At 49.2% G+C, this 22,319-nt stretch carries 22 protein-coding genes and 1 pseudogene; 6 read left to right on the top strand and 17 right to left on the bottom strand.

What is annotated here, in order from left to right; all coding sequences use genetic code 11:
• Nucleotides 1-346 precede the first annotated feature (346 nt).
• Nucleotides 347-1,351, top strand: a complete 1,005-nt coding sequence (locus tag NSB25_RS19070) for a LacI family DNA-binding transcriptional regulator (RefSeq protein WP_103239061.1) — start codon at nucleotides 347-349, stop codon at nucleotides 1,349-1,351.
• 46 nt (nucleotides 1,352-1,397) lie between these two features.
• On the opposite strand, the gene NSB25_RS19065 is transcribed toward NSB25_RS19070, so the two are convergent.
• The 3 genes and pseudogenes from NSB25_RS19065 to NSB25_RS19055 form a co-directional block, all read right to left on the bottom strand.
• On the bottom strand, nucleotides 1,398-1,649 hold the full coding sequence (locus NSB25_RS19065; protein WP_103239062.1) for a kinase to dihydroxyacetone kinase: 252 nt from the start codon (nucleotides 1,647-1,649) through the stop codon (nucleotides 1,398-1,400).
• Between the two features lie 58 nt (nucleotides 1,650-1,707).
• Nucleotides 1,708-1,911, bottom strand: a pseudogene (locus NSB25_RS29750) (PD-(D/E)XK nuclease domain-containing protein); the annotation flags it as partial.
• 299 nt (nucleotides 1,912-2,210) lie between these two features.
• Nucleotides 2,211-2,705 (bottom strand): MGMT family protein, encoded by a 495-nt coding sequence (locus NSB25_RS19055; RefSeq protein ID WP_103239140.1) that lies wholly within the window; start codon nucleotides 2,703-2,705, stop codon nucleotides 2,211-2,213.
• A 270-nt stretch (nucleotides 2,706-2,975) separates the two neighbouring features.
• Between NSB25_RS19055 and NSB25_RS19050 the strand changes: the two genes are divergently transcribed.
• Nucleotides 2,976-3,176: an alpha/beta-type small acid-soluble spore protein gene (locus tag NSB25_RS19050; RefSeq protein ID WP_103239065.1), complete on the top strand. Its 201-nt coding sequence runs from the start codon at nucleotides 2,976-2,978 to the stop codon at nucleotides 3,174-3,176.
• 69 nt (nucleotides 3,177-3,245) lie between these two features.
• Here NSB25_RS19050 and fsa read toward each other — a convergent pair whose 3' ends face one another.
• Complete coding sequence (gene fsa / locus NSB25_RS19045; protein WP_103239068.1) at nucleotides 3,246-3,899, bottom strand: fructose-6-phosphate aldolase; 654 nt, start codon at nucleotides 3,897-3,899, stop codon at nucleotides 3,246-3,248.
• Nucleotides 3,900-4,089: 190 nt separating this feature from the next.
• Here fsa and NSB25_RS19040 point away from each other — a divergent pair, with 190 nt between their 5' ends.
• Together NSB25_RS19040 and NSB25_RS19035 are read left to right on the top strand one after the other, a co-directional pair.
• Nucleotides 4,090-4,212: a hypothetical protein gene (locus tag NSB25_RS19040; protein ID WP_257479297.1), complete on the top strand. Its 123-nt coding sequence runs from the start codon at nucleotides 4,090-4,092 to the stop codon at nucleotides 4,210-4,212.
• Nucleotides 4,209-4,358, top strand: coding sequence for a hypothetical protein (locus tag NSB25_RS19035; protein WP_172455015.1), 150 nt, complete (start codon nucleotides 4,209-4,211; stop codon nucleotides 4,356-4,358). Before NSB25_RS19040 ends, NSB25_RS19035 begins: the two co-directional genes overlap by 4 nt.
• A gap of 8 nt (nucleotides 4,359-4,366) precedes the next feature.
• Here NSB25_RS19035 and NSB25_RS19030 read toward each other — a convergent pair whose 3' ends face one another.
• From NSB25_RS19030 to NSB25_RS18990, 9 genes are all read right to left on the bottom strand, one after another.
• Nucleotides 4,367-5,158, bottom strand: coding sequence for a serine/threonine protein kinase (locus tag NSB25_RS19030; protein ID WP_103239070.1), 792 nt, complete (start codon nucleotides 5,156-5,158; stop codon nucleotides 4,367-4,369).
• Nucleotides 5,159-5,849: 691 nt separating this feature from the next.
• On the bottom strand, nucleotides 5,850-6,908 hold the full coding sequence (gene rseP, locus NSB25_RS19025) for an RIP metalloprotease RseP (RefSeq protein ID WP_306817657.1): 1,059 nt from the start codon (nucleotides 6,906-6,908) through the stop codon (nucleotides 5,850-5,852).
• Nucleotides 6,905-8,098, bottom strand: a complete 1,194-nt coding sequence (locus NSB25_RS19020) for a 1-deoxy-D-xylulose-5-phosphate reductoisomerase (protein ID WP_103239072.1) — start codon at nucleotides 8,096-8,098, stop codon at nucleotides 6,905-6,907. The genes rseP and NSB25_RS19020 overlap by 4 nt, the downstream gene beginning before the upstream one ends.
• A gap of 110 nt (nucleotides 8,099-8,208) precedes the next feature.
• Complete coding sequence (locus tag NSB25_RS19015; protein WP_103239074.1) at nucleotides 8,209-9,024, bottom strand: phosphatidate cytidylyltransferase; 816 nt, start codon at nucleotides 9,022-9,024, stop codon at nucleotides 8,209-8,211.
• Nucleotides 9,025-9,028: 4 nt separating this feature from the next.
• Nucleotides 9,029-9,736 carry an isoprenyl transferase gene (locus NSB25_RS19010; RefSeq protein WP_242982371.1) on the bottom strand — a complete coding sequence of 236 codons (708 nt, stop codon included), beginning with the start codon at nucleotides 9,734-9,736 and terminating at the stop codon, nucleotides 9,029-9,031.
• 204 nt (nucleotides 9,737-9,940) lie between these two features.
• Nucleotides 9,941-10,492, bottom strand: a complete 552-nt coding sequence (gene frr, locus NSB25_RS19005) for a ribosome recycling factor (RefSeq protein WP_103239077.1) — start codon at nucleotides 10,490-10,492, stop codon at nucleotides 9,941-9,943.
• 22 nt (nucleotides 10,493-10,514) lie between these two features.
• Nucleotides 10,515-11,216, bottom strand: coding sequence for a UMP kinase (gene pyrH / locus NSB25_RS19000; protein ID WP_103239148.1), 702 nt, complete (start codon nucleotides 11,214-11,216; stop codon nucleotides 10,515-10,517).
• Between the two features lie 28 nt (nucleotides 11,217-11,244).
• Complete coding sequence (locus NSB25_RS18995; RefSeq protein ID WP_172455032.1) at nucleotides 11,245-12,315, bottom strand: polysaccharide deacetylase family protein; 1,071 nt, start codon at nucleotides 12,313-12,315, stop codon at nucleotides 11,245-11,247.
• Nucleotides 12,316-12,581: 266 nt separating this feature from the next.
• On the bottom strand, nucleotides 12,582-14,783 hold the full coding sequence (locus NSB25_RS18990; RefSeq protein WP_103239081.1) for a family 78 glycoside hydrolase catalytic domain: 2,202 nt from the start codon (nucleotides 14,781-14,783) through the stop codon (nucleotides 12,582-12,584).
• Nucleotides 14,784-15,084: 301 nt separating this feature from the next.
• On the opposite strand from NSB25_RS18990, the gene pepF reads away from it, so the two are divergent.
• Nucleotides 15,085-16,887 carry an oligoendopeptidase F gene (gene pepF, locus NSB25_RS18985; RefSeq protein WP_103239083.1) on the top strand — a complete coding sequence of 601 codons (1,803 nt, stop codon included), beginning with the start codon at nucleotides 15,085-15,087 and terminating at the stop codon, nucleotides 16,885-16,887.
• Nucleotides 16,888-17,000: 113 nt separating this feature from the next.
• Here pepF and NSB25_RS18980 read toward each other — a convergent pair whose 3' ends face one another.
• From NSB25_RS18980 to NSB25_RS18970, 3 genes are all read right to left on the bottom strand, one after another.
• Complete coding sequence (locus tag NSB25_RS18980) at nucleotides 17,001-17,252, bottom strand: PD-(D/E)XK nuclease domain-containing protein (protein ID WP_330671177.1); 252 nt, start codon at nucleotides 17,250-17,252, stop codon at nucleotides 17,001-17,003.
• Nucleotides 17,206-18,903, bottom strand: a complete 1,698-nt coding sequence (locus NSB25_RS18975) for an ABC transporter ATP-binding protein (protein ID WP_103239089.1) — start codon at nucleotides 18,901-18,903, stop codon at nucleotides 17,206-17,208. The genes NSB25_RS18980 and NSB25_RS18975 overlap by 47 nt, the downstream gene beginning before the upstream one ends.
• A gap of 65 nt (nucleotides 18,904-18,968) precedes the next feature.
• Nucleotides 18,969-20,675 (bottom strand): ABC transporter ATP-binding protein, encoded by a 1,707-nt coding sequence (locus NSB25_RS18970; RefSeq protein ID WP_103239092.1) that lies wholly within the window; start codon nucleotides 20,673-20,675, stop codon nucleotides 18,969-18,971.
• A 377-nt stretch (nucleotides 20,676-21,052) separates the two neighbouring features.
• Between NSB25_RS18970 and NSB25_RS18965 the strand changes: the two genes are divergently transcribed.
• Nucleotides 21,053-21,253: a hypothetical protein gene (locus NSB25_RS18965; RefSeq protein ID WP_103239093.1), complete on the top strand. Its 201-nt coding sequence runs from the start codon at nucleotides 21,053-21,055 to the stop codon at nucleotides 21,251-21,253.
• A gap of 2 nt (nucleotides 21,254-21,255) precedes the next feature.
• Here NSB25_RS18965 and NSB25_RS18960 read toward each other — a convergent pair whose 3' ends face one another.
• Nucleotides 21,256-22,191 carry a hypothetical protein gene (locus tag NSB25_RS18960; protein WP_103239095.1) on the bottom strand — a complete coding sequence of 312 codons (936 nt, stop codon included), beginning with the start codon at nucleotides 22,189-22,191 and terminating at the stop codon, nucleotides 21,256-21,258.
• Between the last annotated feature and the right edge of the window lie 128 nt (nucleotides 22,192-22,319).

Here is a 22,319-nt window from a genome sequence, read left to right as displayed (position 1 = left end):
TGGGCGCCGTTGGTGAAACGTTATTTTATTGTTTTTATAAAAGTATCACTCTTTTTATTTTTAGTCAATGCTTTATTTATATTTTAGTATGATTCACCGGTATTTTCATTAATTTTTACCAGTTTTCGCTCTTTATTTTTGTTTATTTATTCTATATATTTGCGCCATCAGCTTATGTATAACGTTTCATATCATTTTATTCCTTTTCATCTTTACAAATCAAATTATCTATATTATAATAGAAAAACAGACGAAAGAGGGAAGAATATTCCTTTTATTTCCTCTGAAGTCTGTCATTTTTGTTATTATTTCATTTGTTTTCACGAAACGTTATTCCGGAGGTTTCATGAAGAAAGTAAATTCCAGTCCCACTATGAAAGATGTGGCCGCCGAGGCCGGCGTGGCGCTTGGCACAGTATCTAAAGTTGTAAACGGTCTGCCTGTGGGCGAGGACTATCGCATCCGGGTCGAAGACGCTATCCGAAAGCTGAACTATCAGGTCAACAGTTACGCCCAGGGCCTTAAACTGAATAAAACCCGCACGGTTGCTCTCCTGATTCCGAACACCGTAAATCCGTTTTACGGCGCTCTGGTTTATCATATCAATATTGCTCTGTTGAAGCGCAGCTACCGGATGTTCCTCTGTTCCACCGACTCCGACTCGGGTCTGGAGCAGGAATATATCAAGATGGCACAGCAAAACAAAGTAGACGGAATCATTGGTCTGACCTACAATCCCGATCTCATTATTGAGAAGGGAACTCCTTTCGTGGCAATCGACCGTTCCATGGGGCCTGAAATTCCATGTGTCGCCAGTGACAATTTCGCCGGAGGACAGCTGGCCGCCGAGAAGCTGGCCGATTTCGGCTGCAAAAATGTGGCTTTCCTGCGTTCAGGTTCCTCTCTCACCAACGAACCTAACAAACGAAAAGCAGGCTTTGAAAACGGTTGTCTCTCCCGTAATCTTTCCTATGAAATGAAAATACTGGAAGATGGGGATTCATACGAAGAATTTGATGAATTTCTCACAGAACATATGAGAAACGGAAAGCTGACCTTTGACGGCATCTTCTGCGTCACGGACGGTCTGGCCTATTATATTCTTAAGATACTGCAGAAAATGAATCAGAGAATACCCGAAGACGTACAGCTGATTGGATTTGACGGCACAAGGCATATGGGTGTTCAGGACTACATCTGCTCTACCATTGTGCAGCCAGTTGCTGAGATTGCCGAAATGTGTGTGGAGCTTCTCCTTCAGGAAAATATGTCGGTCAAGCCTCCGCTTGTCTGTCTGCCGGTGACCTACGCTTACGGAGGCACTACATCCGAGTATCCGAAAGAGGAGTAAAACAGGCAGTCATGCGAACTGATTTTGATCCCATCCTTCCTCCGCTTTAACCCTGCAGCCCTCTGGCCTGCCTGTCCATATCCTCCACCACGATATCATGGATTTCCCCCAGGGATGCGCAGTACTCCAGCACCTTCCATGGCTCGTTGGTGTGAAAATGGATTTTAATCAGTTCATCGTCGCCTACCGCCAGAAGGCAGTCGCCTTTGAAATTTTCCGTAAAATACTCGCTGATCACATCTTCATCCAGATTCTTTCCTTCAATTAATAATTGTGTGTCATATTTAAATTCCAACATATCTGTCCCTTTTCCTTTCTCTCCTTTTTATAAATAACAGACTCTCTGAATCTCTTGATCAACAAGGAATACACTCCCCTATCAGCACTTCCTTTCCCCGGAAAGCAAAACCATACTTCCGGATTCTCTCCACCGGGATTCCTCTCGCCTCCAGGGATGCCGCATATCGCATGCGTTCAATCTGCTCCAACGCAGCCGCCACAGTATCCGCAGGATTCTTCTCATCCGAATCCTGCACTTTAAATTCAATAATAATTGCATCCCTGTCCGCCAGTTCCACCATCCTTTGATAAAACCGGTTTTGTCTATATGAAAGATGTCTTTTGTGATGACTGTCTCGAAGTCCTGATGTTCGATGCCGACTGTCCGTGGAATGCTTTTCTTCCATGCCATAAGCTCCCTCCCGGCATAATGATTTCCCGTATGTAAAAATCCTAACATATTTTCCTGGCATCGTCTATGAAATTATGCAGAGTGCTGCGCTGTATTTTTCTGCTGGAAGAGCTTGATAACTTTATGTAATTCCATATGCCGGAACAATAAGGAGGACTGCAAATACTTTCATTTTAAGTCCGGTTTGTGCAGCTCAAACAGATTTTTCTCCCAATCCTTCACAAAATATCTGATATTTGTTCTGCCCTTAGTGATAATAGTATGCCCCTCGGCTTCCAGCTGCTTTTTCTGAGATTCCGCCCCTCCGGGATATTTTTCATTTAATTCTCCGTCTGCCTTCAGTGTCCTCCAATAAGGTGTCTCATCCTCAGTGCGCTGATGAGACGCCCAGGCAGCAATGGACACAAAAATTCCTGCCGTAATCGGCTCTGTAAAATCCGCTCCGGATAATTCTGCAAAATATTCCCGAATTTTTCCCACTGTGATTACCTTTCCACGGGGAACCGTCCTCATCACCCTGTCATAATCCACAGGCGGAGCGAAATACATTCGATCTCCTCCGTATTTTTCAATACTTTTTTCATCTGTAATGATTTGAATCTTCGGCATATCCTTGCTGTCATGCAGCATGGCATTAAAATCTTTTTTTTCCTCATTTGCCATGTATTCTACCTCCTGCCAGACTAAGCTGCTGTTTACTCCATTTACAGCTGTCATTATAGTACTCCTTTTTCTCCTGTGCAATGAGACTGTTTTATTTTATTTTTAAAATCTGAAATTCTCCAAAAGTTTCCAACATATTTTCTTTTTCCAGGGTCATACTAAGACCAAGATAAGTTGCAGCAAACACTTAAACTGAATCTTCAGGATAGGTGCATGCGGCACTTATCTTGAAGATAGATGTAAATGAGACATTAATGGAGGTGAGAAAAAATGTCCGGAAACAGAAGTAATAAAGTTGAAGTACCTGAAGCAAAGGCAGCAATGGATCGTTTTAAGACCGAGGTTGCATCCGAGCTGGGTGTAAACCTGAAGGAAGGCTACAATGGTGACCTGACTTCCCGCGAAGCCGGTTCTATCGGCGGCGAGATGGTACGTCGTATGATCAAGAAGCAGGAAGAGCAGATGAAATAAGGCTCCCCCGAGCAAAAAAAAGGGCCAGGGATCATTCCCTGGCCCTTTTTGTCCGGCTGTATCTCCCGGCTATTCACCGAAAACGGCTCTGTAGTCAGCCTGGAACTTTGCAATCCCGGCATCAGTCAGCGGATGCTTTACCATCTGTTCAATGACTGCATAAGGCACTGTTGCAATATCCGCACCGGCCAGAGCACAATCAGTCACATGAACAGGATTACGCACACTTGCCGCAATAATCTGGGTATCCAGATCGGTTACGGCAAAAATATCGGAAATCTCACGGATCAAATCCACGCCTCTCTGACTGATGTCATCCAGACGTCCCAGGAAAGGAGATACAAAGGCGGCGCCTGCACGAGCTGCCAGGAGAGCCTGATTGGCCGTGAATATCAAAGTCACATTTACCTTGATGCCTTCCGCGGAAAGGGCCTTGCAGGCTTTTAAACCTTCCACCGTCATGGGAATCTTCACTACCATATTAGGGTGAATTGCCGCAATCTCTCTGCCCTCGCGAATCATTCCTTCCGCATCTGTGGTGGTAGCCTTCACTTCTCCGCTGATAGGCCCGTCCACAATAGAAGCAATCTCTGCGATTACTTCCTCAAACACTCTGCCTTCCTTGGCAATCAGGGACGGATTCGTGGTAACGCCACAAATGACGCCCATGTCATTTGCCTTCCTGATATCCTCTACCTTTGCGGTGTCAATAAAAAAGCGCATACTTAAATCTCCTCTCTTTGTCTGTGTAGTATCTGTATTACGGCCATTCTCAGGGCGGAAGAGTCAGAAGGCCTTCTCCCCCGATTGGTCCGTAATCATGGTTCCATAGATTCATTATAGCTTTTTTATGTATGTTCTTCAACCGAAAACTGCAAATTTGTCTCAATAAAATTACTCTCTTTTCGGAAAAGTGCTGTCGACTCCCGACCCATTTTTCTCCCAGGCCAACATGGCCTATGTGAAGAAATCTGTTCAAGAGCTGAAAGCCGGAAAAGGCACCACCCATGAACTGATTGTGGTGGACGATGAGTGAAAAAATATGGTCAGACGATGCCTGGGAAGATTACCTCTGCCGGCAGACGCAGGATAAAAAAACCAAAGCGGAAGACCGGCTCGTCTACCATATGGAAAGCGGGCGGCTATATCGCTCATTGCAGAGGCCATTATGGAGATAAATAACCTGGGCCTTACTTCAGAGCTCTGAGTACCGCTGACACATCCCGCATCCCGGAAATCCGTTCCGAAGCCTCCTCCTTTGTGCAGGCATCCAGAATTTTCTCCAGTCTTTTCCTGTTTCTTCTCCTGCCTCCAGCCAAAAAACGTTTCTCCGGTCCCAGCATGGCTCTCAGGGTCTGTCCCAGGCCATACACATCACAGGCCGTGGTCAGCCGCCGCTCTCTGCCCGTTTCCTTTTCTCTCCGGAGCTGTTCCGGCGCGGCAAATCCCTTTGTGCCCGCCCGGGAAGTTATTCTTTCCTTTGCGGAGCATATACATCCCAGATCAATCAGTTTCACCCTGCCTTCCCGGCAGATAATCACATTGGCAGGTTTCATATCTCGAAACAGATAACATTCCGGCTGCTCATGGAGATATAATAGTCCGGCTGCCAGCTCCAGCCCTGTGCATATGGTCTGTTCCACAGAAAAACAGTGTTCCTGTCTCAGCAGCTCCTCCAGACAAATCCCGGCAATGTATTCCCGCAGCAGAAATCCCAGCCCGGCTTCCTGCCAGAAGGCCACATATTCCGGAAACAGAGGGTGCCGCAGCATGGACATAATCTCTGCTTCCCTTTTTAAAAGCAGCATATTTTCGCTGATTTTGCAGGCATACAGATGGCTGTCTGTCCTGCCGCAAACACAAAATACTGTGGAAAATGCCCCCTGTCCCAGCAATTCCAGGCAGTTGTATCCCCTGCTTTCAAGGATGACTTTTCCCAGGTTTTGTTCTTTTTTCCGCGTCTCTGTTCCGCAATTGCTCATCTTTATGCTCCTTTCTCCGCAATACACAGGGACTGTTTTATTGCTCTTCGCGATTATTTCACAGGGACTGGATTCCTGCAAGGACTGACAGGGGGCCTTTCGCCAGAACCCGGGATTCCTGCAATGCTTTACAGAGGCCTTGGCGCCTGAGTCCCGGTTACTGCAGCAGGGCCAATTTAAAGCAAGGGGACGGCAGAGGAGGCCTGTTTCTCAGCAGGTTACGCTGGCCTTGATAGATATGTACTAAGCGGCGTTGTCCGTGAAGTTCCAGTGCCTGATGTCGATATAGACTAAACTTCCTGGTATGTTTTGTAAAGTTCCAGTCCCCTGCAGCCATAAATCGGTCTGCGCGATTCCCCCACGAAACCATGCGGAAAGACAGGCGGAGAAGGGGTGGGAGGCTCTTTCCGACAGCGCCAAAGGGGTGCCCTTAGCAGAGATGAAATCCACTGCCTACTGAAACTTTGGAGCGGTACTTTCGCTCCTTAGTTTCTGTTGGCAGTTAGTTCATCGGCGCGTTACCCCTGCCGAGGAAAGAACCTCCCACCCCTTCTCCGCCGTCCCTTTGCCTTAGGAGAAAGATTTTTGTCGGTCCTTGCAGGAATTCAGTCCCCTGCGCAACACAGGCCGGCCGCCCCCCAAAGGGGGCCGCCGTATTAACATGATATATGATAACGGAATAATCTCTGATTTATTTCATGAAGATATTAGACAGATCATTAAAGAAGACAAAAACCATCAGAACCATAAAGAACATCAGACCCACAAAATGAACCATCCCCTCTTTTTCCGGTGGAACCGGTTTGCCGCGGATGACCTCAATCAGCAGGAAAACGAGTCTGCCGCCGTCCAGCGCCGGCACGGGAAGCAGATTCAGTATCCCCAGATTCACCGACAGCATCAGCGTAATATTCAGCATATTCAGAAGAACATTCTGCCAGCCGTAATCCTTGGCGGCGTCATAGGTTTTGCCAACCACATTTACTGCAATTCCCACCGGCCCGGCCACATCTTCCCTGCTTACCCTGCCTCTGAACAGCATTCCCAGACTCTTATAGGTAGCTTTTACAGAATACCGCATTTCGTACCAGGCATATTTAAATGTTTCGAATCCCTTCGGCTCCACAAAATCGGCATTCAGCAGACCCAGCAGATAACTTCCCACCGCCGCGTCATATTGGGGCGTCAGCGTGGTGGTATTACGGACACCGTCCCGCTCGTACACCACTTCCACATCGCCTCCCTGATAGCTGGTCTGCATATACAGCGAGATTTCCTGATACAGATAGAACTTTTCTCCATTGACGGATATAATTCTGTCCCCATCCTGCAGACCTGCCGCTTCCGCTCCGCTGCCCGGCTCCACCTGGGTGGCTATCGGGTCACGGATCGCCGCCATATTTACAATGATAAAAGCAATGATAAAGGCCAGAATAAAATTGAAAATCGGCCCCGCCACCACCGTGGAAATTCTGCCCCACACCGAGGCATTGAGAAAGGAGCCCTCTGTCACTTCGCCTTCTTTCGTCAGCAGGCCGTCCTCCCCTTCGAACATGCAGGCGCCGCCGATGGGAAATATTTTCAGGGAATATTTGGTGCCTCCCTTTTTAACAGAACAGATATTGGGCCCCATTCCCACGGAGAATTCCACCACATGGATTCCATTGGCCTTCGCCAGCAGAAAATGTCCGAATTCATGGGCGATTACCACCACCCCGAATATCAGGATAAACCAGATTAACGTCATCATTTATTGCTCAATCCTTCCTGCATCATAATATATTCATAAGTTTCCCGCTCCGCTTCCAGAATGTCCTCCAGGCCGGGAGCCGCCGTCACTTTATGATGTTCCATGGCCATCTCAATCAGCTCCGCAATTCCCAGATAAGGTATTCTGTTCTCCAGGAACAGCTGCACTGCCTTCTCGTTGGCGGCATTGTATACAGTGGGCATGCTCCCTCCCGCACGCGCCGCCCGGTAAGCAAGGGCAAGGCCGGGAAATGTATCCGTATCCGGGGCTTCAAAGGTAAGCTGTCCCAGTGCAAAAAGGTCAACCCGTCTACCTTCCATAGGCCTTCTGTCCGGATAAAAAAGGGCATATTGAATAGGAAGCTTCATATCAGGCACCCCCAGCTGGGCAATGATCGCTCCGTCTGCGAACTGCACCGCCGAATGCACAATGCTCTGAGGGTGAACCACCACCTGAATCCGGTCCAGCTCTACCCCGAACAGCCATTTTGCCTCCATCACTTCCAGTCCCTTGTTGACCAGAGTGGAAGAATCAATGGTAACCTTCCGGCCCATATTCCAGTTGGGGTGTTTCAGCGCATCCTCCGGTCGAATCCCTTCCAGCTGCTGCCTCGTCCTGCCGCGGAAAGGGCCGCCGGAAGCTGTCAGGAGAATTTTTTCGATTTGTTTCCCCTCATAAATCACATGATGCTGCAGTTCTCTTCCCGCCAGCTCACCATTCAGCGACTGAAAAACAGCGCTGTGTTCACTGTCCACCGGCAAAATGGCCACATTTTTCTTCCTGGCCAGCGGCATGATAATATGACCGGCCGTCACCAGGGTCTCTTTGTTGGCCAGGGCAATGTCTTTTCCTGCCTCTATGGCCGCGATGGTGGGCCGGATGCCAATCATCCCCACAATGGCTGTCACCAGAATCTGGCTGTCGGGAATAACCGCCGTTTCCAGCAGGCCCTCCATACCGGACCAGATTTTCACATCCAGATCCGCCACTCTCACCCGAAGATCCGCCGCTGCTTCTTCGGTCCACATGCATGCCGCCAGAGGCCGGAATTCCCTGATCTGTTCTTCCATTTTCTCCACATTGGTTCCCGCCGCCAGCGCGACAACCTGCAGGTCAGGATTGCTCCGCACAATTTCCAGTGTCTGCGTCCCTATGGAACCTGTGGAACCTAAAATCGCTATCTTCTTCATGCATTATCTCCAAAATATGTATCCCTTATTACCGGAAAGCAGTGTTCTCACACAAATCGGCACTCTGTCTGAATGTCGTATGAATTCACTTCCCCAAAACAGTCCCTCGATTACAGCAGCATCAGCACCGTCAGAAAGTAGGTCATGGGTGCGGTTATAATCATGCTGTCAAATCTGTCCATAATCCCGCCATGCCCGGGAATTAATTTTCCGTAATCTTTTATATCTACGTTGCGTTTAATTGCCGATGCGGCCAGGTCACCCACCATGCTCATTACCGCGCCCACTCCGCAGATAACAGCAATTACCCAGGCAATTCTCTGGTCGGGAAAGGCTTTCTCCACAAAAAAGTAACCGTATAACCCGCCGATGAGCGCAGCGCCCGCCACGCCGCCAATACAGCCCTCCAACGACTTCTTCGGACTCAGCACCGGAAAAATTTTCTTCCTTCCCAAAAGCTTTCCCACCGCATAGGCGCAGGTGTCACATCCCCAGGAGCTGATGAGTACCATCCACACCATATAAATGCCCCGGGGACACATTCTGGTCAGATAGACAAAGGACAAAAGCACTGGTGCATACACATATGAAAAAACGGCTGCCATCACCTGGCCAGCATTGAATTTCGGAAAGGCAAGAACATAGGCAAACAAAAAAGCCAGAAAGGTTCCCACAATGCACATCGTAAGCCATATATGCTCCCCGGAAAAATACAGCAGCAGATAATAACCTGTAATTCCCAGAAATCCTATGATTTCCAGACAGTTTATCCCCTTCTCCCCAACCCGCAGCGCCCTTATCAGCTCCCGGAATGCTCCAAGGGAAGCGGCCCACAGAAGCAATGCCAGCGGAATTCCCCCCAGACCCATAGCGCCTGCCGCAATCGCCAAAAGTACCACACCGCTTGCCAATCTGGTCCAAAACATAGGATTATTCCTCCTTTAAGCCTCCGAGCTTCCTGTCTCTATGATTATATGCTTCCACAGCTTTTACCAATTCTTCCCTGGTAAAATCAGGCCAGGGCACCGGGGTGAAATAGAATTCCGTATAGGCCAGCTGCCAGAGCAGGAAGTTGGAAATTCTCTGCTCATTGCAGGTACGAATCAGCAAATCCGGCTCCGGTATCCCCGCCGTGTCCAGCAAATTACTTATCCGATCTTCTGTGATATCCTCCGGGCGAAGTCTTCCGGCGTTCACTTCCTCAGCCATTTTCTTCGCCGCCCGGACAATCTCGTCCCGACCGCCGTAATTAATGGCAATCTGAAAATGAAGACCATCGTTATTTCGGGTGGCTTCCTCCAATTGCAGAATTCTGCTTCGGATATCCTCGTCAAGCCGGGATTTATCTCCCAGTACCCTGACGCACATATGATTCTTCTCCGCTGTCTTCAGACAGGTTTTCATGTAATTGCGCAGAAGCTTCATCAATGCATCCACTTCATCCTGAGGCCGGGACCAGTTCTCCGTGGAAAAAGCATATACGGTCAGATACGGAATTCCCATTTTCCACGCCGTCTCGCAGATATTTTCCACCGTCTTCGCCCCCTGTACATGACCGTAATTGCGGGGCATCCCTTTCGCCTTCGCCCACCTGCCGTTACCGTCCAGTATGATGGCCACATGCCGGGGCATTTTCAGTTCTTCACTCATCCTTCTATCCACGCCTTTCCTGGTCCGATTTCTCCTGCTGCGGAGATACCCGGCCCCTCCATTCCCATCCATCCGGCACCAACGAGTCAGATATCGGATGTAACCGTTACCGCCAAACAGGGGAGCGGACAATCCGTTTCTCCACTCCCCCGTAACGCTTTGCTTTTCACATTCTGCCGTCTGGCTTCTGTTCTATACGGTCATAATCTCCTTCGATTTCCTGTCCATCAAAGAGTCCACTTCCTTAATAAATTTGTCAGTGGCCTTCTGCAGCTGCTCTTCCAGCTGCTTGATTTCATCCTCGGAAACGTCTGTCTTCCCAAGCTTTTTCAGGGCGTCATTGCCGTCCCGGCGGATATTTCTGATAGCTACTTTGCTGTCTTCAGCCTTTTTCCTGACTTCCTTCACCAGATCCTTTCTGCGCTCCTCTGTCAGTTCCGGGAAAACCAGGCGGATTACGCTGCCGTCATTGGAAGGATGGATGCCCAGCTCAGAAGTCATAATTGCCTTCTCAATAGCCTTGAGCAGAGATTTCTCCCAGGGTGCAATCTGAATAATTCTCGCCTCCGGCACCGTGATATTACCCACCTGCTGAATCGGCGTGGGTGTTCCGTAATAATCCACCCGGATCTTATCCAGAACATGGGGATTTGCCCTCCCTGCGCGAATGGTATTGTAATCTCCTTCCAGGAAATCGATGGCCTTTCTCATTTTGTCTTCATACTGCTGTAGTCTGGCGTCCATAATACTATCCTCTCCTTTTCAATTAAATCGTAACTTTTGTGCCGTTAAATTCGCCTTTCACTGTGTTTACAATGCTGTTCTCCTCATTCAGCCCAAACACCCACATGGGCATCTTATTATCTCTGGCCAGAATCGAAGCAGTCATATCCACCACCTGAAGGTTCTTCGCAATCACCTCGTCAATGCTCACCTGATGATATTTTTGGGCCTCCGGGTTCCTGCTGGGATCGTCGTCATATACACCGTCAATGGATTTGGCCAGCAGGATAACCTCCGCCTCCACTTCGATGGCCCGAAGCACCACGCCTGTATCCGTGGAAAAATATGGATGGCCTGTCCCTCCTGCGAAAAATACCACCTGTCCCTCCGACAGATACCCTACCGCTCTGTCCTTGGAGAAAAGCTCTGTAAAAGAACCGCATGCAAAAGGCGTCAGAATACTGGTCCGCATTCCCACCGACCGGAAGATTTCCGACACATAGATGCAGTTCATCACTGTGGCCAGCATGCCGATCTGGTCCGCCTTGACCCGGTCAATGTTCTCACTGGTTCTTCCCCTCCAGAAATTGCCGCCGCCGATGACAATGCCCACCTGCACACCGTCATCTGTCAGCTCCTTTACCTGCAGGGCAACTTTCCTCACTGTCTCCTCGTCAAAGCCGGTCTTCTTCTCACCGGCCAGGGCCTCTCCGCTCAATTTCAATAATATTCTGCGCGTTGCCACCACATCCTTTCTATATAAATTGTCTTTCTTATCCTTCGTTTTCCTGCCACTTAATATGCTGCACCGGTGACGTCTCCGCCGTGATGGGCAGAATCACCGTATCCTCCATGGCCTGGATGGTCTCGATGATCGTCGGCAGCGCCTCCAGCGTCGTGCTCTTGCTGGCGGAATCATGCATCAGAATAACGGATGTGCTGTATTTGCTGACATTCTTCGTACAGTTCTCAATCAGGGTCTCCGCCGGGAACAGATAGCTGCCACCGTCACCTGATGAAATATTCCAGTCAAAAAAGCACACTCCCTGCCCGTCCAGATACCGGGCAAATTCTTTCATGTCAACTTCGCTGATGGTATTGGAGCTTCCTCCCGGGAAACGATACACCAGGCTCTTCACGCCTGTGACTTCCTCGAGATAATTCTGCATCTTCGTAAAATCCTCCGCGAAACTTTCCACGGAAGCATATAATTCCGAATATTTATGACTGTATGAATGCATTCCCAGAGTGTGTCCGGCCTCCACAATCTTCTTCAGCATCTCTTCTTCCTGCTCCGCCTGATTGCCCACCACGAAAAATGTCGCCTTGACACCATATCTGTCCAGAATTTCAAGCACTTCCTCCGTGTTGTCACTGGGACCATCGTCAAAAGTCAGATACACTTTATGTGCGGCAGTAATGCCGGGCGTACTGGCTTCCACACTCTTCTCTCCGGCCTGTCCATCCTTCTTCCCGGCCGCTTCCTTTCCTCCGTCGCTCAGCTTTTCTTCCAGAGCCGCACTCAGCTCCTCCGTCAGGGTCCTCAGCAGCTCCAGCTCTTCCTGCTGCTGTGCGGCGACTCCCGTAAGTCTTGCAATCTGAGAAGCCATGTTCCCGATTGTACCGTTCAGATCCTGTATTCTGACCAGCAGAACCGCACATAATGCCATCAATATGGCAACGGATGCAATCAACATCCGGATGTTATACCTTCTCAGTCGGCGCTGCATCTTCCCTCCTCCGACCCTGGAAATTTTATCTTCTGATATGTCATGTTCCGGCGCGTGGCTCAAATGCGCCGTGTCTTCCGGTGTAGTCTCCTCTGACCTTTTCTTTCCTGACATATTCTCTCCTATATTCATTCTCAAAATACCCCGCCTGTACGGGGCGTATCTTCCCATCCGCTTCCTCACGGCAGTTCAGCCGAAAGCAGAGACGCTGCATTTCCGCAGCTGTTTTTGATACGCAGTCTTAGTATAGCATATTCCTCTTTTTGGGGAAAGACCCAAATGAAAAAATCATAAAACTATGCGGATGTCAAGTAACAGTTCAGACTCCTCCTACCGCAAAGTCAAAGTAACAGTTCAGACCGTCACAGACAAATAACAGTTCACTGACCGGCTGCCCTGACAATTATGGTTGCAGCGGCTCCCCTCTCCCTGACAACCTCCAGAAGCCACCCTCTCAGAGGAACCCGCAGCCGGAAATCTTCAATCTGCTTCGGCAGCCGGGGACAAAAGCGATACCCTGAAAGTGCATTCGGGTCCGGATGAATCCCGGCCAGCTCCTCTATCATCAGCGGAATCGCCCCGCTGCCCCAGGGATGGCACAGGCTGGTATTCCATTTCTGGTCCTTTCCCCAGGCCTCGAAGCAGGTGGTTGCCCCTTCTCTGAGCATGTTTCGCCAGCCTCCGTCGTCCTCTCTTGTCAGCAGTCGGTACAACGTTTCATAACGCCCCATCCGCGCCAGCCCCCGCAGGGCAAAATACATGGGAAAAATGCCGCAGCGTCTTCCCGGCGTCAGCATCAGTGCTTCATAGGCGTCTTCCGCCTGCTTTGGCATCAGTCCAAAGCAGGCCGCATAAAGGTTGGCATGCAGCGAACAGTGGCCGCTCACCTCACTGTCGGCAAAAAGCTTCTGCTCCGGCCGGTAAAATGCTTTCTGAAATGCTTCCTTCACAGGACCCGAAGTCTTCTCACAGGACAGTTCCAGGATATCTTCGGCCTTTTCTTTCATAATCAGTGCCCCATACCACAATGCATTTACTACATTGTGACATCCCTTCCCCACCACCGGGCGGGTCAGGGCAAAGTCATAGTCATCCCGCAGATTTTCCGGCCAGTCCACCAGATTCCAGGCATGTGCCACATTTTCCAGAAGGCCGTCCGCTCTCCGGTACTGCCCGTAAAAATCCGTCATCCCGGCAAGTGTCGGATAGCATTTCCCCAGGAAGTCCTTATCTTTGGTGAAATCATAATCGGTCAGCACCAATGCGCCGAAAAGCAGCGAAAAATCAGCAATTTCCTGCATAAAGGAACCGGGGGCCACCGCCAGAAGCCCCGGCGTCACCCTGGAGGATTCTATGAAATCCAGAATGCACTTGCGCAGCATATCGGTCTTCCCTGTGAGCCAGACCTGCGCCCGGGCTGTGATAATGGCATCTCCCAGGTACTGCCCCTTTTCCCTGCCGGGGCAATCCAGAAAGGCCTCCTGGGTACCGCAGCGCACCGTATTCTTACACATCTCAAATATACGTCCAAGCTCATCGGTCTCACAGGCCAGACTGCACAGTCCCTCCTCCATGGGGTAATATCGCTCCATCACATGGCAGTCAGTCAGAATATCCTCCGGACACTCCTCACTTTCTCCCAGGACCTCCACATAGCGAAATGCCTTGTATTCCCAGGGATGCAGCACATTGCTTCCCTCTCTCAGCGTCCATTGCTCCTCATAGCGGCAGTTGCAGCGCATCTCGAAACGGACTCGTCCCGCTGCATCCAGCTCCTCTCCGTAATGAAGTATCAGGTGCTGCCCATCCCGGCCTCTGGCCACAGCATGAAAACAGCCTGTCCTTTCTCTGCCGAAATCATACAGTATGCCTCCCGGTACCGGCCGACAGCTTACCGGTTCCGCCCGGCGCCTCTCCAGAGGCTGCGTCTCCTGACGTACCAGATGGTAATCCGCCCATTTAGCCTCTGTCAGACACTCCCAGTCACTGTCGTCATACCCTGGCTCCTTCCATTCCTCCTCCCACAGACGAGAGTCAAAATTTTCCAGAAACTGGGTGTCATATCCCACAGTCTCTCCACTGTAGGCACTGCTGATCCGATATCTCCAGCTTTCATCACAGGCCGCTGTCACCTGTCTCCCCCGACAGAAAACTGCCCACAGACCGAAACGCCCGTCCCCTCCGCTACAGGACCGGGTAATTTTTCCCTGATAGTACAGATGCAGGGCCAGCGTCACAGTCCGCCCTCCGGCAATCTCGTATTCCTGGTACGGATACCTGCCTGTGTAGGCCGGCGCAGGCCCCTGTCCCAGCCACGTTCCGTCCAGCCAGGCCTGATAGCTGTCATCTGCCGTAAGCCGCAGAATGCAGGGACCGGCAGGCAGGCTCACACGTCCTCTCACCAGCACATGCAGGTTACAGGGTGCATTGGTATCCGGCAGCGGCTCCGTATGCTGTTCCCTGTGAAGCACATGAATCTGCCGGACAGACTGCCACTGCCGGATTGTCATCCAGGGTATCTCTTCCCAGTCTGCTCCCCCATTTCCTTCTGAATCTGATGTCTTTACCACTTTGTCTGACATACTGCTTTCATCCACCTCTTTATCCCCACGCTTTGTTTTGATTCCCTTTGTACAATTATTATTACTTTACCATAAGCAGCCATAATATTCCATGACTTTTTGCTTCCTGTGCTTACACCCTTGCGCAGCTCTGCCCCTTATGTTAAACTCAACATAAAGAAACAGGGTTACGGAACTCAAATCAGCCGGTACACTTCCATTCCCGGAACAATTTTCGGACGCATTCCTTTGTGGACGCAAATTGTTCCAGATATATGGGAATGGATGGGTACCGGCAACTCAAATCAGGAGGAACAAAATCATGGAACCAATCTCACGCAGGGACGTCCCGGTTGAACTCACCTGGGATCTGTCCTCCATCTATGCCACTGAAGAAGAAATGTTCGCGGACATGGAAAAGCTGAAAAATCTCGGCGACCGGATAGTCCGGGATTACAAGGGAAAGCTGAACACACCCCAGACCATCAATGCCTGCCTGGATGACCTCAGAGAAGTGTATCGTCTGAATATCCTCACCGGCAGTTACTGTAATCTGGCTGTGTCTGTGGACTATTACGACAGCTACAATCAGGAACGCGACGAAAAGCATTCCCGTCAGTCCGCGGAAATCTTCAGCAGTTTAAGCTTCATCGACAGTGAAATCATTGAGCAGGAAGAATCGGTACTGCAGGAGGCCATTGCCCTGGCCACGGACAACAAGCTTTATCTGCAGGACATTCTCCGAAATAAACCTCATCAGCTCCACCCGGAGACCGAGCGGGCCCTGGCAGCGTTGTCCCAGTCTCTGCATGCACCCTATCAGATCTATAATATGGCAAAGCTGGCAGATATGAAGTTTGATTCCTTTACTGTGGGAGAAAAGGAATATCCGCTGGGCTACTCTCTGTTCGAAGACGATTACGAATATGAAAAAGACACAGACGTCCGCCGAACCGCTTTTGCCGCCTTTTCCAGAAAGATCAGCCAATATGAAAACGTGACCGCTGCCGCCTACAACACCCAGGTGCAGACGGAGAAAACCATGGCAACTCTGCGGGGCTTTGATTCCGTGTTCGACAGCCTGCTCTTCGGCCAGAAGGTAACCCGGGAAATGTACGACCGTCAGATCGACCTGATCACGGAAAAGCTCTCTCCTCATATGCGAAGATACGCCCGTCTGCTGAAGCGCATTCACGGACTGGACAAAATGACCTTCGCCGACCTGAAAATTGCAGTGGACCCGGAATACGACCCGAAAGTTACCATTGAAGAATCCAGAAATTACATCGAAAAGGGACTCTCCATTCTGGGAGAAGAATATGTGGAGATGGTCAGAATCGCTTACCGTGACCGCTGGGTTGATTTTGCCCAGAATGCCGGCAAATCCACCGGCGGCTTCTGCGCCAGCCCTTACGGAACGAATTCCTTCATTCTGCTGACCTGGAACAACCGCATGGCGGATGTGTTTACACTGGCACACGAGCTGGGGCACGCAGGACATTTCAAGGCCTGCAACAAAGCCCAGTCTCTCTTCGACACCAATGTGTCCACTTATTTCGTGGAAGCGCCCTCTACCATCAATGAGCTGCTGATGGCCCATTACCTGCTGAAGACCAATCCCGACCCCCGCTTCCGCCGCTGGGTGCTTTCCTGTATGATCAGCAATACTTATTATCACAATTTCGTGACACATTTGATGGAGGCAGCCTATCAGCGGGAAGTTTACAGGATTGTGGACGCAGGCGGCAGCGTGAACGCCGAGACTCTGAACCGTCTGATGAAAGAAACGCTGCAGAAGTTCTGGGGCGAGGATGTGGAAATCTCCGACGATGCCGCTCACACCTGGATGCGGCAGCCCCACTACTATATGGGTCTGTATTCCTACACTTACAGCGCCGGCCTGACTGTGGCCACGGAAGTGTGCAGACGCATTGAGACAGAAGGTCAGCCCGCCGTGGACGACTGGAAGAAGGTCCTGGCCGCAGGCGGTACCCTGGATCCCATGGGACTGGCCGCCCTGGCCGGAATCGACATTTCCACCGATCAGCCGCTGTTGAATACCATTGCGACCATCGGCGAAATGATTGAGGAAATTGAAACGCTGACGGATGAACTGGAGGAGTAAGGCCTCTCTGCGCCCACCATGCCGTCCAATTATCCTCTGAACGAAAAACTCCCACAGGAATCCATGTTTTACCGACATTGTATTCCTGTGGGACATTTTTACAGAGCGGTCATTCAGCCAATCAACACCGTCTTCCCTTCAAATGCAAAGCCATAGCAACGGATACGTTCCGCGGGAATCCCCCGCTCCACAAGCTGCGCCGCATACTGCTTTTCCTCAATTTGCCCCTGGGCAGCCTGCCCTGTATCCTCCAGGCTGTTTTCCCTTCTCTGATTCCGCACCTTAAACTCTAACTGCCAGCCAGTAAAAGTATTTTGGTCAAGAAATCCACTCCAGCCGTTTCCTCTGCTGGCTGCTGATTTGATCGAAATGCCCGCACTCCCATATTCGTCCCTGTTCCATTATCAGTATTTCATCATATTGTTTTAATAAATCCAGATTCATTTTGTGGGTAATTGTAATCAGGGTCAGACCTTCTTTTTTTAATAATAATGAGTCAACCTGCCCGGCCGTCCGGCTGTCCAGGCTGGAAGTGCCTTCATCCATCATAAGTACTTCTGCCTGCCGAATAAATGCACGCGCAATGGCGATACACTGCCGTTCCCCTCCCGACAGATTTTTCCCGTCTTCTTCCACCAGAGAATCCAGGCCTCCTCCCATCCGGTCTACAACCGTTGTAAGCCCCGCCTCCTCAATTGCTTTCCACACTGCCGTATCCGGGTAGTCCCCATACATTGTGATATTATTCCGCAGCGTATCCTCAAACAGAATCACCTTCTGATGAATCATGCTCATCTGCTGGTACAGGCTTTTCCTGTCTGCCTCCTTCTGATCGCAGTCGCCATAATGGATCTCTCCTTGATAAAAATCATAATATCCCATCAGCAGACGTATCAATGTAGACTTGCCGGAGCCGCTGTTTCCAATAACTGCATATTTCTTCCCTTTTTCGAACCGAAAGCTTATATTATGCAAAACTTCTTTTCCTTCTTCATATCCGAATGACAGGCCTTCCACCACAATAGGTACAGCGGACACAACAGGCTTTAAATCCATTTCAGAAGCATCTGACAATTCATGCTCCGTCTTCCCGTCCAATGTAGCCATAACACGGGCAATGACAGGCTTCACGGTCTTATATTCCAGATACAACTCTCCTATTGACTGCATCGGCATACTCACATAATTAGAAATCTGCATCACTCCCAAAAGGATACCCATGCTGATTTCTCCCTGCATAATCAGGTACACTGAAAATACCATTCGCAATACACTGGCAAGGTAAGCCAGCGCTCTGCTGACTGCCATGGAACGGCCTTGTTCTTTGCGCATCCTGAAAGCGTTGCCTTCCACGCATTCCGCTATTTTGAAATAATCTGCTCCCACCTTATCCTCGATTCCGAAGCTTTTTACCACCTCAAAGCCGGAGAAAATATCCTTGATCTTCACATTCATACTGTCCAGAGAAGCCATGTATTTCTCCTGTTCTCTGGACGCCCTGTCTCCAAACAGCTTCGGAGGAATCAGCTGCAGCACATTTAAGATCACTACCATTACAGCCAGTACCGGATGAAAAAGAAGCATAGTAATAATAGCTGTTACTGCCAGTATCATCTGTGCCCAGATATCTGGTAAAATCCGGAACACTTTCCGGTCAATCAACGGAAGATCGTTATTCAGCAGAGAGATATATCCCGCACTGTTTTTCGCCCCGAAAGCATGTATATCATAATCAATAATCCTGTCAAATATCTGATTCTTCAATCCGTAGTTAGCCGCCTGCAGAAACCGGGCACGTCCGATCAGACGGCCGTACTCCGCCGCCAGATCAAATGCCAGGAACCCTATTCCAAACAAGGCGAAACTCCCCAGCCCTTTCATTCCCTCTCCCCCCAGAGCAGTGTCGGACATATCCTTCATGAAATACGACCAGTATACCATAGCCAGCGCATAAGCCAGTTCAAAAAACATCCATAATATCAGTTTCTTATTATACTGTCTGAAAAAATGCTTCATGCTATTTCCCCTTCATCTCACTCTCAACCCGCAGGAATGACAGAGTAAGAACCCCTTTATTATCATCAATTATCATCTGATGCCCCCTGGCAATTCCATGCCAACAGTTGTTTACTCTGTTCACTCAGTTCATCATAGAGACCATGCTCCAGAATCCGTCCCTGCTCCAGAACCAGAATTTCATCATAACGCTGCAGCAGCTCTTTCTCTGTCTTATGGGTAACACTGAGCAAAGTCAATCCCTCTTTATCCAGAAGCAGAGAATCTATCAGACCGGCGGTCTGATAGTCCAGACTGGCGGTGCCTTCATCCATAAGCAGCACCTGCGCCTTACGGATAAAAGCTCTGGCTATGGCAAATCGCTGCTGCTCTCCTCCGGACAGATTCCTACCCTCCTCCTGAATCCTGGAATCCAGTCCGTCTCCCATACGTCGGATCACCTCCATAAGTCCCGCGTCCTCTGCTGCTTTCCAGACCTCTTCATCGGAATATCTGCCATACATCGTAATATTATTCCGAATGGTATCATCAAACAGAAAAACTCTCTGATGGACCATACTTATCCGCCTGTACAGACTCTGTCCGGATATCTCTGTCTGCCTTTTGCCCCCGCAGTAAACTTCTCCTTCATACTGCGCATAATATCCCATTAACAGTCGCAGCAGCGTAGACTTGCCGGAACCGCTGCTGCCGACGATGGCATATTTCTTCCCGGAATCAAATCGAAAATCCAGCTCATGGAGAATCCTCCTGCCATCTTCATAAGCAAAGGACAGCTTATGGAGACAGAGCGGTGTAACTCTATCGACTTCTATCCCTAATGTCTTGCCCTGTGCTTCCTCTGTGCCGTCCAATACGGCGGAAATCCTGGCAAGCACCGGTTTAATTGTCAGATACTCCAGATATAATTCTGAAATCTCTCTTACCGGATTGTTGACATAATTGCTTATCTGCATGGTCCCAAGCAGGATACCCATAGTGATTTCACCATTCATGACCAGATATACGGAAAATACCGTCTGCAGTACAAATGCCATATAGAGTGACGCCGAACTGAGTGCAAGGGATTTTGCCTGTTGTTTGCGCATGACAAACCCATTTTTCTCCACTTCATCTACAATTTTCCGGTATCTCTCCTTTATCTTTTCCTCTATTCCGAAGCTTTTCACCGCCTCGAACCCGGTAAAGATATCCTTTACCTCTGCATTCCACACGTCCAGAGAATCCATGTATTCTTTCTGCTTTGCTGATGCACTCTTACCAAATCTCCTCGGCAAAAGGATCTGTGGAATGCACAAAAGCACCTGCAGCGCCGCCAGAAGGGGATGATAAAGGCACATTACAATAAATGCCACCAGAAATGTATTTATATTGCTGTAAATCAGCGGAATTACCTGAAAATAGCTTTCATCTATCAGACGCAGATCATTATTTAACAGCGAAATATAGCTTCCATTATTCTTCTCCTGAAACAGATTGATATCACAATGAATAATTCTGTCGAATATCTTCCGTTTCAGAGAAAGATTACATTCCTTCAGAAATTTTGCTCTGCAGTAATGTCCCAGATATTCCACTGCCAGACAGACAACAACAAGCACCAGTCCCAGCAACAATAGTCCTTGTATCCCTTCCAGTCCACCCTCTCCATAAGCAGTGTCCGCCACCTGCTTCATGAACAGGGACATTCCTGTCACCATCACCGCTCCCATGAATTCTGCAATAAGCCAGACTGCCAGCAGTCGAAGGTGACCTTTCAAATATTGATTCATTCCGAATACCTCGATTTCTCTCAGAGAAAAGGAATGTCACACTAAGGATCCTACTGTATAATGATCACTTAATGCAACACTCCCTTTAAAGCTCATCAACCCATGGTTTCTGGATTAACAGAGCTCGTGCTTTGTGCCGCAGGAACCTTTTCCTTCAACAATTCCACAAGTGCCAAGAACAAATTCTGCATCCGCCAACAGATTTTCATCTTCTCATTACCATATCACAGCTTCGTCGTCACCGCAAGGGACAGAGTTGTCAAAAAACCTGCCCTGCTTTTTGACAACTCTGTCCCTTGCAAAAATCCTCATTGCTTCTTATACTTTTTACCAGAAGCTTTTCAGCAAATCTAATACCAAAGCAAAAGAGAATTCTTATGAAAAAGAAAACAATCTTCCAAAAAACAGCTGCCGCACTTGTCATCACCCTGTCTCTTCTGCCAGTATTAAGCGGAACTCTGCCGCCTGCATGTGATGGGCCGGATACCACTGGTAGAGGAGAGAACGTGGAAGGGGAGCCGGAACCGGGGATACAGCCTTTAAATGACAACGATCCGGCGGAGCATAAAAAGGCATAATATCATTCCTTTCGGAATTGCAGTTTTCTCCTGTAGAATTCCACATCATGCTCCTCCATCCCGAGTTCACTGAATATAATACAATGCCTTAAATCCTTCTCCGAATTCTGTTGCTGTCGAATGGGAATGCCTTCCTTCTGCCGCTGTTCATTATTCCACATTATATTATAGATTCCTCCATGAACCCCAAAAGTACGGCGCTGGTAAAGGCATTCTCTTATAATAGTCCAGCTGATTGCATTTGAACGGTCATATTCCCCCATATTTCCCAGCTCGCTTGCCACACCTCCCATTACGATCTCATACATGTTAATAAAGCAGAAAATCAGTTTCTCCCTTTCGTAGGCTCTATACTGTTCCTCCAATGTAGCAATCTGCCTCTTCTTTTTCTCTTCCATTCCTTTCTTCCGACATGTCATGTTCAGAATACAGCTGATCTCCTCATTGGTCAGATATTTCTCTCCTGGCCTTACGGCTGCTTCCCAAGGCAATGTACATTCCAACGCTTCCCTGACTCTTTCAACACACTCTTCTCCTGTAATAGTTCCCTTATGAACCTCATTTACAGCCTGAAATCGCATCCAGGCCTGCCTATTGGAAGGATCCTCCATAGATATCTGCCCCCGCAGCTTCTCCAGAGACTGAGTCGCCTGTTCATTATCTCTGTTTCGCATCTGAATCCACACTCTGCTCATTATCTCCACCGCCTCCGGGTCAGAGGTAACCAGTTCGGTTCTGCAGGATTCCGTCGACAGGCGCAGCCGTCCCAGCAACTCCCGCAATATTCCCTTCTGAATTTTCTTTCCCCCGTCTTCCAGGCGCCTTAAGGTTTTCTCCGAGCAGAGAATGCCGTCGTCACAGAGCTGCTTTCTGGTAATCCCCAGCATCTCCCTCCGGATTCGGACCACATCATTGATACAGTAGACCTCCTTCTCCACATAATAACTTCTCGGAATCTTCAGCCCTTATTTCATGGTGCTTTCAGAACCTATTTTTCAAAAATCACCCACTTTTTTCTCAAAAACACTTGACAAACCAGTCAAAAAATGCGGCGCTTCGCGCCCTT

The organism is Acetatifactor muris (assembly GCF_024623325.1).
Taxonomy (GTDB): Bacteria; Bacillota; Clostridia; order Lachnospirales; family Lachnospiraceae; genus Acetatifactor; species Acetatifactor muris.
The sequence above is the reverse complement of the archived record's forward strand: the minus strand, read 5'-3'. Positions and strand labels throughout refer to the sequence as shown.